Annotated in this window: 10 protein-coding genes and 1 other annotated feature; of the genes, 9 read left to right on the top strand and 1 reads right to left on the bottom strand. The window is 36.0% G+C overall.

Annotated elements, in window-relative coordinates; genetic code table 11:
* Nucleotides 1–9 precede the first annotated feature (9 nt).
* Nucleotides 10–495: a prolyl-tRNA synthetase associated domain-containing protein gene (locus tag H3U49_RS07855; protein WP_198180894.1), complete on the top strand. Its 486-nt coding sequence runs from the start codon at nucleotides 10–12 to the stop codon at nucleotides 493–495.
* A gap of 69 nt (nucleotides 496–564) precedes the next feature.
* On the opposite strand, the gene H3U49_RS07850 is transcribed toward H3U49_RS07855, so the two are convergent.
* Nucleotides 565–1,386, bottom strand: coding sequence for a MurR/RpiR family transcriptional regulator (locus tag H3U49_RS07850; RefSeq protein WP_198180893.1), 822 nt, complete (start codon nucleotides 1,384–1,386; stop codon nucleotides 565–567).
* A gap of 139 nt (nucleotides 1,387–1,525) precedes the next feature.
* On the opposite strand from H3U49_RS07850, the gene H3U49_RS07845 reads away from it, so the two are divergent.
* From H3U49_RS07845 to H3U49_RS07810, 8 genes are all read left to right on the top strand, one after another.
* Nucleotides 1,526–2,227 (top strand): N-acetylmannosamine-6-phosphate 2-epimerase, encoded by a 702-nt coding sequence (locus tag H3U49_RS07845; RefSeq protein WP_198180892.1) that lies wholly within the window; start codon nucleotides 1,526–1,528, stop codon nucleotides 2,225–2,227.
* Between the two features lies 1 nt (nucleotide 2,228).
* Complete coding sequence (locus H3U49_RS07840; RefSeq protein WP_232347656.1) at nucleotides 2,229–4,292, top strand: glucose PTS transporter subunit IIA; 2,064 nt, start codon at nucleotides 2,229–2,231, stop codon at nucleotides 4,290–4,292.
* Between the two features lie 1,048 nt (nucleotides 4,293–5,340).
* Nucleotides 5,341–5,579: a binding site (T-box leader), on the top strand.
* A 49-nt stretch (nucleotides 5,580–5,628) separates the two neighbouring features.
* Nucleotides 5,629–6,813 carry an amidohydrolase family protein gene (locus H3U49_RS07835; protein WP_198180891.1) on the top strand — a complete coding sequence of 395 codons (1,185 nt, stop codon included), beginning with the start codon at nucleotides 5,629–5,631 and terminating at the stop codon, nucleotides 6,811–6,813.
* Between the two features lie 93 nt (nucleotides 6,814–6,906).
* Nucleotides 6,907–7,278, top strand: a complete 372-nt coding sequence (locus H3U49_RS07830) for a pyridoxamine 5'-phosphate oxidase family protein (protein WP_198180890.1) — start codon at nucleotides 6,907–6,909, stop codon at nucleotides 7,276–7,278.
* Between the two features lie 161 nt (nucleotides 7,279–7,439).
* Nucleotides 7,440–8,441, top strand: a complete 1,002-nt coding sequence (locus H3U49_RS07825; protein WP_198180889.1) for a D-2-hydroxyacid dehydrogenase — start codon at nucleotides 7,440–7,442, stop codon at nucleotides 8,439–8,441.
* Between the two features lie 125 nt (nucleotides 8,442–8,566).
* Entirely contained in the window at nucleotides 8,567–9,274 is a 708-nt protein-coding gene (locus H3U49_RS07820) for a GH25 family lysozyme (RefSeq protein ID WP_198180888.1), read from the top strand.
* Nucleotides 9,271–10,506: a DEAD/DEAH box helicase gene (locus H3U49_RS07815; RefSeq protein WP_198180967.1), complete on the top strand. Its 1,236-nt coding sequence runs from the start codon at nucleotides 9,271–9,273 to the stop codon at nucleotides 10,504–10,506. The genes H3U49_RS07820 and H3U49_RS07815 overlap by 4 nt, the downstream gene beginning before the upstream one ends.
* Nucleotides 10,503–11,831 (top strand): PTS sugar transporter subunit IIC, encoded by a 1,329-nt coding sequence (locus H3U49_RS07810; RefSeq protein WP_198180887.1) that lies wholly within the window; start codon nucleotides 10,503–10,505, stop codon nucleotides 11,829–11,831. The genes H3U49_RS07815 and H3U49_RS07810 overlap by 4 nt, the downstream gene beginning before the upstream one ends.
* The last annotated feature ends 3 nt before the right edge of the window (nucleotides 11,832–11,834 follow it).

Genomic DNA, 11,834 nt, shown 5'->3' with positions numbered 1-11,834 from the left:
CAACACCAAATGAACAAAAACGAAACATTACATTACCTTGATCAACATGGAATTAAATATGAAATAGTGGAGCATCCAGCTGTTTATAATATGGCAGAAATGGAAAAGATTGCTCTGCCACACCCTGAAGCAGATGCTAAAAATCTGTTTGTGAGGGATGACAAGAAACGTAACTACTACCTTTTGACTATTAAAGGTGATAAAAGAGTTAACTTACAGCAATTTCGTGAAGAAAATGGCACACGCAGGCTTAGTTTTGCCTCACCGCAAGATTTGAAAGAAAAAATGGATTTGGAACCTGGCTCAGTTACACCTTTAGGTCTGTTAAACGATCCTGAGCATGAAATACCGTTTTACCTTGACTCATACTTTAGTCTGCAGTCTAGAATCGCTGTTCATCCCAACGACAATACAGCTACTATTTGGCTAGATCCGCAAGACTTGCTTAAAGTCATAAAAAGTTTGGGTAATCCTGTTAGGGTAGTAAAGATGTAACTTTTATTCTGAATATTATAAAAGATGGTAAATCTAAAAATAGGTTTACCATCTTTTTTATAGCAACTATTAAATTTCTTTTTTTAATATTTCAGGTAGGACTTTTTCCTTGATGGAATTGCTATCAATTTTAGTATAAATTTCGTACCCGCGTGCTAACACATCGCACAGATAAAGTTGAGAAACTTGTCCGGCTACAGAACCAATATTTATAAATTCTCCCACTGCTGTTTGTAATTGAACGTCGCCTAAATTTGCTATGGGCGAGCTCAATTCATTAGAAATAGTAATGATTTTTGCCCCGTTCTTTTTAGCTAGTTTTAAAGAGTCATATGTATCTTTGGTATGACCCGAAAGAGATAGGCCAATAACAACATCTTTTTTTGTTAGTAATGAACTAATTTGTACTTGAATGTGTGGATCAACTTCAGCATGTGCTATTAGACCTATCCTTAACCATGTTTTAGCAAAATCTTTTGCTGACTCTCCAGAGTGCCCTAGGCCAAATAAATAGACCCGCTTGGCCTTAGCCAGTATCTTAACCGCTTTGAGTAAATTTTGGGGAAATAACAAACTTTTAGTTTTGTTGATTGAATCGATCAATAAGTTTGCACTTTTATCATAAAAGTTGTTACTCGGACTCTCAACACTTAATTGATTCTGTGTCATTGACTCCTGTGCTAAATATATTTTCAGCTTAGAAAAGCCCGGGAAACCTAACTTTTTGCAGAGACGAATGATAGTGGCATCGCTGGTACCTGAAGCTATAGCCAATGATTTTATCGTATCGTAAATTACTTGTTCTGCGTGACTAGCAATGTAATTAGCTAATTTTACTTCAGATTTGGTCAACTCTTTTTTGTTCTCATTAAATAATTGAATAAAATTCATTTCTTAAAAAGCCTCTTTCGCTAATGAGTAAATTATATCATCCTTTTTCAAGAAAACGATTGCATTTCCCGTCGAAAAATAATATCATACTTTATGAAGTAAAACTTCAAAAAATAATATTAATGGAGTAAAAATACATATGGAAAAAGAAAAGTTTATCAATAAGATTCATAAGGGATTGATTGTTTCTTGCCAGGCTTTACCCGGAGAACCTTTGTATACTGAAAAAGGAGGGATAATGCCTCTTATGGCGAAGGCTGCTGAAGAAGCGGGTGCGGTAGGTATACGTGCAAATTCAGTCCGTGATATTAAAGAAATTCAAGCTACGGTTAGTTTACCTATAATCGGAATCATTAAAAAGGACTATCCACCTGAAGAGCCGTACATTACACCAACGATGAAAGAAGTAGATGAATTAATTGAAACCAAGGTTGACGTTATAGCTTTTGACTGCACTTTACGTCCTCGGCATGATGGACAAACCATTAATCAATTTATCAAAGAAGTTAAATTGAAATATCCGCATCAGTTAATGATGGCTGATATATCAAACTTTGAAGAAGCACAGAATGCTTATGAATGTGGCGTAGATTTTGTTGGTACTACCTTGGCTGGTTATACTGCTGAAAGTGAAAACAAGTCTGGACCAGATTTTCAATTAATTAAAAAAATTGTGGATGCTGACCTGCCACTAATTGCGGAGGGTAAAATTCATACTCCAGCTGAATTAAAAAAGGTAATAGACCTTAATCCGCTTGGAATTGTAGTTGGTGGTGCTATTACCAGACCTCTGCAAATTGCTAGGACGTTCACTTCAGTATTTAAAAAAGGGAGAGAATAAAATGACTAAAAATAAGAGATTCACTGCAATTGGTCAGTGGTTTACTCAATTAGGGCAAGCTTTTATGTTGCCAATTGCTATTTTGCCGGTTGCCGGTCTATTGTTAGGACTTGGCGGAGCTTTAACAAATGATGCGGCTGTTTCAGCTTTTCCAGTTTTAAATCAAGTTTGGTTACAAAATACATTAAAAATAATGAATTTTGCCGGTAACGCGGTCTTTAGTAACTTGGCTTTAATCTTTTCAATTGGATTGGCCGTTGGCTTAGCTAAAGGTGATAAGGGTACTGCCGGTTTAGCAGGTGGTGTAGCCTATCTTGTATATACTGCGACAATTTCTGGTTTGCTACAATTGTTTAACCCTAAAAATACAATTGACACCGGTGTTTTAGGTGCGATCGTAATAGGTTCCGTTGTTGCATACTTGCATAATCATTACCGTAAAATTCAGTTGCCACAATTTTTAGGCTTTTTTGGCGGATCAAGATTCGTACCAATTATTTCTGCAATTGCTGCTATAGTTATCGGTGCAATATTTTACTTAATCTGGCCTCCAATTCAAGGTTGGCTGACTACTGCTGGACATGCAATTGCTGCAATGGGCAGTTTTGGTAGTTTCCTGTACGGATTTTTATTACGGCTGACTGGAGCCGTCGGTTTACATCATACTATTTATCCGATGTTCTGGTATACGGCACTCGGTGGCACAGCAGAAGTAGCTGGAAAAACCGTTGTCGGAGCGCAAAATATTTTCTTTGCTCAATTAGCTGATCCGAATTTCCATGGTTTATTCACTTATGGTACTCGGTTTTTTGCTGGACGTTTTGCAACCATGATGTTTGGCTTGCCTGGAGCTGCTTTAGCAATGTACCTTTGCCTGCCAAAAGCTAACAGGAAAAAAGATGGTGGATTGTATCTTTCAGGTGGTCTTACTTCTTTTCTTACAGGTATTACCGAGCCTTTAGAATACTCATTTCTATTTGTAGCTCCTTGGTTATATTTGATTCATTCATTTCTTGATGGTTGCTCATTCTATCTTGCAGATATTATGAACATCAGAATTGGTAATTCATTTTCTGGTGGATTAATAGATTATCTGTTGTTTGGTGTTTTGCAAGGAAAAGATAAAACAAACTGGCCTAATGTATTAATTATTGGTGTTATTTGGTTTTTCCTCTACTTCTTTGTTTTCACTTTTTGTATTAAAAAATTCCACGTCAATATCCCTGGAATGCAAACTGAAGTAGATAATGACGTTGAAAAAAATAATCAAAAATCAGGAAATGCCACCAGTCTACATACAGAGTCTGAGCAAATTATTGCGGCTTTAGGTGGGGCTGAGAATATAAATACTATTTCTGCTTGTGCTACCAGATTAAGAATTTCACTTAAAGATAACAGTCAAGTTAATGAATCTGTATTTAAAAAATTAGGTTCTCCAGGTGTTTTAAAAGTTGCAGGTGGACTACAAATTATTTTTGGTGGGAAAGCCGATCTTTATAGTCAAGAAATAAATGATTTGCTAGCTCATCCTGAAAGAATAAAAGAGACCATAACTAGCCATGATGCTGAAGATAATACAGTAAGTGAAAATAATAAAATGACAATTGACTTTACTGCACCCGTTAACGGTAAATTTAAATCTTTAGTTGATGTTGATGATGAAGTCTTTTCTAAAAAAATGATGGGTGAAGGTTTTGCAATTGAACCAAGTGATCAACATATTTTCAGTCCAGTAGAAGGTGAAGTTGTTTCAATTTTTAAGACCAAGCATGCAATTGGACTTAAAACGAAAGAGGGACTGGAAGTACTATTACATATGGGAATCGATACTGTTGATCTGGCAGGCAAACCATTTACTATTAAAGTCAAAGAAGGAGAGAAAGTTTCTCCAAAAACTGAGTTGGCTGAAGTGGATCTTGAGCAAATTAAAGCAAGTGGTAAAAAGCCAACAATTATTACAGTAATTACAAATTCAGTAGATCATGTTATACAAGCAGGTGATGATGCTAAAACAGGCGATGAGATTCACGCTCAAGATGATGTTTATCATGCTTTAATCAAATAAATAAAATTGGTAGATAAGATGATATTGGTTAGCAAAAGTTTGGTCGTTTGTTGATTGTGATTTTAGTTTTAGCCAGTATTAAGAAGATATATTTCTCAAGTTAGAGTATTTAAAAATAATGTAATTAAAAGCTATTTTGTTGATAAAACCATACAGTAATTTATTTGTATATATTTATCAAATAAATACCACTAAATTATTAACAAAAGGTAAATATTTTTATTTATGAATGTAACTGGTTAAATTATATCAACTTTCATTGTAGAATCTTTTTCGTTGCCGTTAATCTCTGGTCAGGACTAGGATATTGCTTTTAAAAGCACCAAGAAATTAAGACCTGAACGCAGCCAATAATGGTAACGAATCTGATGTTAAAAATTTAGTTATCAGTTTAATCCTGACATTAATTAAACATTTAAATCATTGTTAATTAAGTATCTTTCTTTCTTGTGTATAAACCTAATTTCTCAATAAACTGTTGTTTTAGTTAGAATAATTAATATTCATTTAATCATTAAATGGTGATGGATTTCATCAGTTTAGTTTTTATTTGAATTTGCTAATATCTCATCAACGTTGAAATAAAATAGCGGATGATTAAAGCAAAAAGTTGAAGCTCTTGCCTTTTACATCTTTCAGGAAAAAGGATTGTTAGTTAATCAATTAAGCTAATACTAGTTACAAATTAGTAGAAAAAACGCATATGAGTAGGGATAGATTAATTATTAGCATTCTGGCTTAACGACTAAAAACAGTGGTAATCAAAACTAATTTAAAGTCGTAATTGGAGGTGTGGCATCAAAGCGGTTATCGATTACCTGTTACTAAAACTTTACCTAGCATAAACTTAAAAAAAGCAATATCATCAGGTTAAACAAAATAACTATTATAAAAACATCAGAAAAGTAAGGCTAAGATGATAAAATTTTTTACCATTCTTCGCCAAATAGTTAATGCTATACCCCCAAGTGAACTGCCGATTCTTCATTTTTACTTCATAGTGTTGACATAATTAATAAATAATGATAGATTAAAAGTCAATTAAATAAACAACATCTTGCAAAGCAGAGTAACTATTTTGTTGCTGATAAAGAGAGCTGATATTTGGTGAAAATCAGTTAGCAGTAAGTAGTGAACATGGGCTTCTAATTGATGTCCATTGGTGATAATCAGCCAGTGGCGGAGTTGCATCCGTTATTTTTGCAAGCTATTGTTTGATAGTTAATGAGGTTTATTACGTGAGTAATAAATGAATAAAAGGTGGTAACGCGAGCACTCGTCCTTAAGAAGAAAAGGATGAGTGCTTTTTTTATACAAAAATTTGGAGGTTTTTTAGATGACTAAAACTGCTTATACTAACGTTAATTTGTTTAACGGGATTGATGATAAAATTCAGTCTAATACAACATTAGTGGTTGATGACGAAAGTGGTAAGATTACCGAAATTGCTACAGGTACTGCACCTCAAGCAGATAAAACAGTTGATTTGCAGAATAAGTATGTGATTCCTGGCTTAATCAACTGCCATACTCATATTATTATGGATCCTTTGACTCCTGACGGTGGCAGTGAATCTGATGTTGTATCTTCTACGGTTCGTGCCGTTAAACATTTGCATGATTTATTGAAATCAGGTGTTACCTATATTCGTGAATGTGGCAGTACATATAATATAGATATTGCTCTTAATAATTTAATTAAGAAAAACAAATTGACTAAGGTACCAGAAATTGTGCCCGCAGGACACCCATTTTCTATGACTGGTGGACATGGTGATTTGCCTAACTTTGGTGTATTGGTTGATTCACCTGATGAGATGCGTAAGGCTGTTCGCCAAGGAATTAAGGCTGGTGCTAAAGCAATTAAGGTTATGGCAACAGGCGGAGTCATGACTGAGAATGACTCTCTTGATGACCCCCAATTAAGTGAAGCTGAAATGCACGTTGCAGTGGAAGAAGCTCACCACAAGGGTTTAACTGTAGCCGCACATGCGGAAGGAAATCCAGGAATTTTGAATGCGATTAAGGCGGGCGTTGACAGTATTGAACACGGCTTCTACGTTAATGATGAAGAAATTAAGTTGATGATTGAAAAAGGAACATATTTGACGCCAACAATAGTTGGAGCTTGGGCATTCATCGAATATGCTCCAGGTAAAATTCCAGACTGGGAAATGAATAAAATTTCCGCAGCTTGGAAAGATTTACGTGGCAATATTACTAAAGCCAAAAATGCTGGTGTCAAAATCACTCTGGGTACTGATGCTGGAACTCCATTCAATGACTTTACAATGACTCCTGAAGAATTGCCTTTGCTGGTAGAACAAGGTTTCACTAACTTTGAAGCTTTGGAAACCAGTTATAATTCCGCCAAACTCCTTAAAATCGCTGATGAATATGGTTCATTAGAGGAGGGTAAATACGCGGACTTTTTGGTACTTGATGAAAACCCACTTGAAAAAATTAGTGCAGTTGTCCAAAAGGATAAGGCAGTTTATAAAAAGGGTAAGAGAGCTTACTAAATAAAAACAGATAATTTTGTAATTTCGAACAAGTGTTCCATAATAAAAGAAGCTACTAAAAAGCAGCTTCTTTTAATTTTGGGAGGAGAAAAAATGAATCAAAAATTTTTAGATGTCATGAAAGATGAAGGACCTGTTACCATTGTTACTATTAATGCCAACCCTGCTAGTGTGGTAAATACGTGGATGTCGTATGTAAAAGTCGACGAGGAAAATAATCGCCTTTATCTCCCAGCAGCAGGCATGCATAGTATTGAAAATGATTTTGCTAATGACAATCATGTTCTTTTGACTATGGGTTCTAAAAAAGTAGAGGGTACAGCTGGTCCAGGAGCTGGCTTTCATGTTAAAGGAACCGGAAAATTTTGGGCAGAGGGACCAGAATTTGCTGAAATGAAAAGTCGTTTTCCCTGGTTAAGAGAAGTTTTACAGGTTAATATCGACCAAATTGAACAAAAAATTTAATTTAGCACTTTAAAATAATGTACAAATCAGAAGGGCTTATTCGCTTTCATATGATTAGGCTTAAATTATTAATTATTATTTTTAAAATTTATCTTTAATTTTATTCTAATTTTGGATACAATAAGAGATATAAATTTTTTATCCAAAAAGGAGGATTAATAATGAAAGCTTTACTTTACAATATGACCCCGGAGCAACAGGTTTATGCTGACAAGTGGAACAAAGATCATCCTGAAGATGAATTGGTTTCAACTGAAGACAAGCTTGATGCTAAGACTGTTGAGATGGCGAAAGGCTATGATGTTGTCAGCGTTTTGCAGGTCTTTGACATAGATGAGGAAGAGGTCTATCGTAAACTGAGCTCATATGGAATTAAGCAAATAGCTTTAAGATCTGTTGGGTATAACATTGTCAATTTTGATTTTGTGCATAAGTATCATATGATTGTAACGAATACACCGGCATATTCTCCACGTGCAGTGGCAGAGAACACTTTAACTTCTGCAATGTACTTGTTGAGAAAGTGGGGTCCTATTTTAGATAATGAAAGAGAGCACCTCAATTTTGTTCGGTCTGAAGATTTGATGAGTGATGAAATCTATAACCAGACAGTTGGTATTATTGGTGTTGGTCGTATCGGCTCTTGCGTTGCAGAAATGTTTCATGCTTTAGGAGCTAAAGTACTCGGTTATGACTTGGTTGAAAATCCTGCCAATGAGGCATTTTTGGAATATACCGATTTTGATACTGTAGTCAAAAATGCGGATATTTTAACATTGCATACACCGCTTGAGCCTTCAATGGAAGATATGATTAGTGCAAAGCAATTTAAAGAAATGAAGAACACCGCATATCTGATTAATGCAGCTAGAGGCCCATTGGTTAATACTCAAGACTTGATTGACGCCTTGAAGAACAAAGAAATTGCTGGTGCTTCATTGGATGTTATGACAGGTGAAGAGGCAATTGTCATGAAGAAATTCAAAGATATTTCTGAATTACCAGTTGAGTACCAGGAATTGGCGAAAATGCCTAATGTAGTCTTTACCCCGCACTCCGCATATTACACTAAGACCTCAGTCAAGAATATGATTGAGCACAGTATGACTGATGTTAAGCGAGTTTTAAATGGTCAAAAGCCAGTATATTTAGTTGAAGAATAATTTTTGTTTATTAAGTGATCGACTTTACAGCCGATCACTTTTTTTATTGTTAAAATTGTAGTTAGCAACTGTAGTGGAAAAATTGCTATAATGTACAGGTGTAGAAAAAATAAACGGAGATAAAGATGAAAAGGTTTCATCATAAGTTTACGCTACCTGCAATTCTAATCTTATTAGTTGTTGCGATTGGACTTCTTATCACTGGTATAGCCAATATGCATAACCAGACGACCTTGCCGCCAAACGGTAATTCAAGCGCAATTGGCGTCGAATTAAATCAAGATTATGGTTATGTTGATTTACATGAACTGCAGGCTAATGGTATTTCATTTGTCTATTTGAGAAGTACACAGGGACGTTCGTACTTTGACGACGATTATCTGTCATATCGTGATCAAATATTAGGAACTAAAATGGCTTTTGGTACTATTGTTGCCTACAGCAACGAATCAACACCATTACAGCACTATCAGTATTTTCTGAAAAAGGTGGGCACGGACACGGGAAGTTTGCCGATTTGGATAGAACCAGCTATTGATAACTATGATTTAGCATATATTAAACAAATGGCTCAATTTGTCAGCATGCTTCAAGGTTTAAATAAGCGCGTCATGGTAGATGTCCCGGTTAAATATAAAAAGTATTTTCCCCATGATGTGCAGTTCATTACTGGTGGCAAAAAGGCTCCGAACAAATTGCAATATTCATTTTGGCGCTATAACAATGACGGACGGGTAAAGTCTGTGAGAAATCTGGAAAGTGGGGTAGTTATGTTAACTTACAATGGTACAGTTACCCAGTACAAGGAGAAATACGGACAATTAACACAATAATGAAACAAGAAATTCAAGCAGTTTTAACAAAATTAAAAATGGCTGAACCAACTTTGATTCAGCAAGAAACGCAAACTCCAATTTTAAATGGTGCAAGTTGTATCGCACTTGCAAAAACGGGAACCGGAAAGACCTTGGCTTACGCTTTACCTGCACTGGAAAAAGTAGAAAAAGGCAAACCCAATAGTTTAATTATTATTGCACCAACAACAGAATTAGCGGTGCAAATTCGCCATGCCATTAATCCCTTTATTCATGCTCTCGCTTTAACTGGAATTACACTTGTTGGAGCAGGAAATCGCAAACGTCAAGAAGATAATTTAAAAAAGAAACACCCTGAAATTGTCGTTGCCACTCCCGGAAGATTTTTCGATTTCTTTTCCGCTAATCGCATCAAAGTTAATCAAATAAGAACTCTGGTAATAGATGAAGCGGATGACGTTTTAGAATTCAATAAAATGGAATTATTAAGTTCTTTAGGGCAAAATATGACAGCTGATGCGCAGATCTTGCTTTTTGGTGCTACGGAATCCGATATAACCAAACAGGCAGAAGATATTTTTGCCCGCAAATTTATCACGATAGATGTGCGACCAGAACAGAAAACAACTGTTAAAAATTATTTTTTGCAAATAGACAATGCGCATAAAGTTGATTTTATTCAGCGGTTAATGCGCCTTGATGGTTTTAAAGGTATCCTATTTTTTGATTCAAACCAAACAATGATGCGTTTTGCCGGAATTTTGGCACATACTAAGACTAAATTTGGTATTTTAGCTAATGAATTTGGCAAACAGAAAAGAGAGGCGGCTCTCAATAGTTTTAAAGTTGGCAGAATCAAATTGCTTCTAGCTACAGACTTGGCTGCTCGCGGTTTAGACTTAGCAGGGGTAACATATGTGGTGAACTACGACATTCCTAGTGAAGTTAACACCTACATGCATCGTGCTGGACGAACTGGTCGCATGGGTGCCAAAGGATTTGTGGTAACTTTGGGTGATGATCATGATCTGCGCGATCTCAGGAAACTGCTTGAACAGAGTGTTAAAATTGAACGTGTATATTTTGCCGGCTTTCATTTGACTACCAAAATGCCACGTAAAAAGGAAAATCAAAAGCAAGATCCAACTAAAGAAAAGAAGTTTAGTGGATCAAGCAAAAAACATAAAAAGCATAAGAATAAAAACAAGGGCTATCATCCCCATTATTTGAAAAGAAAGGAGCAAAAATGAGTCGATTAGTTACTTGGCTTGAAGACTATATTTTGCCTGTAGCTAACAAAATAGGGCAAACTCACTGGCTTGTGGCGCTAAGGGACGCATTTGTCTCAGTAATGCCTATTACTATTGCCGGTTCCCTTGCTGTGTTGGTCAAAAGCCTGATTGCTGCAGCCAAAACTGAATTAGGCTGGAACACTTTTGCCTGGTTAATGCAGCCGCTCTCATTAGTGTGTAATGTAGTTTGGCGCGGTACCTTTGCTTTATTTGCCCTCTTTTTGTCAATGTCTTTGGGCTATCATTTAGCTAAAAGCATGGAAGTTGATCCAGTTGCTGGAGCGATTGTTTCCCTGTCTTCTTTGGCCATGAGCATTGCTAATTTAACTAAACTTAAAATTAACGGCAAAATAGTTTCTGTTCAAAAAGCTTTTAATATTTCACAATTTTCAACTACTGGCATTTTTACTGCTATTTTATTTGGTTCAATCGGTGTTGCTATTTTTGCACTTTGTTTTAGAGCGAGAATCAGGCTTCATCTTTCTGCTAATTTGCCTTATGCAGAGCAGATGGCATTTGATTCACTCATTCCTGCAATTATTGCGATATTTTGTGTTGGTATGATTAATTTTGTCTTTCAGACAATTACGGGAACTTTTTTTGGCAACTGGTTGCTCAATTCGATTCAAACACCTCTAGTAAAATTAGGTCAAGGCTTCGGCATGGTAATGCTTGTAACCTTATTAGTTCAGATTTTCAGCTTTTTTGGTTTTAATGGCTTAAGTGTCTGGGCTCCAATTTTAGATTCAATTTGGTTAACTGCCCAGAATGTCAATGTCACAGCTGCTCGTGCAGGAAGAGAAGCACCTTTTATTTGGGTTCGCGGATCATTTGACGCATTTGCCTGGTTCGGAGGAGCAGGGGGAACGTTAATGCTGATTGTAGCCATACTGCTGTTTTCCAAACGGAGTGACTACCGAACAATTGCTAAAGTTGCACTTGCACCGGGAATTTTTAATATCAATGAACCAATTGTTTTTGGTCTGCCTGTAGTTCTCAATCCCGTTTATTTTATTCCATTTGTCGTTGCCCCTTTAGTTAATGTGGCTTTTTCATACGGTGTCAGCATGATGAATTTAGTTAATCCTGTACAAGTAGCAGTTCCTGCCGTTGTGCCACCAATCATCGGGCCATTTTTAGCCTGTAATTATGATTGGCGTGCTATCGTATTGTCAATTGTCAACATGCTGATAGCTTTAGCCATTTGGACACCCTTTGTTTTTGCGGCAGATAAAATTGCTGATTCTAATGCACCGAAACCATATTTTACTCGTCAATATTAATTA

It is taken from the genome of Lactobacillus sp. W8174 (genome assembly GCF_016100975.1).
In the GTDB taxonomy this organism is placed as follows: Bacteria; Bacillota; Bacilli; order Lactobacillales; family Lactobacillaceae; genus Lactobacillus; species Lactobacillus juensis.
Note: the sequence above shows the minus strand (reverse complement) of the source record. Positions and strands in the feature narration are given on the sequence as shown.

Bases quoted from the DNA above. Each gene is read 5' to 3' on its own strand.
- H3U49_RS07855 (WP_198180894.1), top strand. From the start codon at position 10: ATGAACAAAAACGAAACATTACATTACCTTGATCAACATGGAATTAAA.
- H3U49_RS07850 (WP_198180893.1), bottom strand. From the start codon at position 1,386: ATGAATTTTATTCAATTATTTAATGAGAACAAAAAAGAGTTGACCAAA.
- H3U49_RS07845 (WP_198180892.1), top strand. From the start codon at position 1,526: ATGGAAAAAGAAAAGTTTATCAATAAGATTCATAAGGGATTGATTGTT.
- H3U49_RS07840 (WP_232347656.1), top strand. From the start codon at position 2,229: ATGACTAAAAATAAGAGATTCACTGCAATTGGTCAGTGGTTTACTCAA.
- H3U49_RS07835 (WP_198180891.1), top strand. From the start codon at position 5,629: ATGACTAAAACTGCTTATACTAACGTTAATTTGTTTAACGGGATTGAT.
- H3U49_RS07830 (WP_198180890.1), top strand. From the start codon at position 6,907: ATGAATCAAAAATTTTTAGATGTCATGAAAGATGAAGGACCTGTTACC.
- H3U49_RS07825 (WP_198180889.1), top strand. From the start codon at position 7,440: ATGAAAGCTTTACTTTACAATATGACCCCGGAGCAACAGGTTTATGCT.
- H3U49_RS07820 (WP_198180888.1), top strand. From the start codon at position 8,567: ATGAAAAGGTTTCATCATAAGTTTACGCTACCTGCAATTCTAATCTTA.
- H3U49_RS07810 (WP_198180887.1), top strand. From the start codon at position 10,503: ATGAGTCGATTAGTTACTTGGCTTGAAGACTATATTTTGCCTGTAGCT.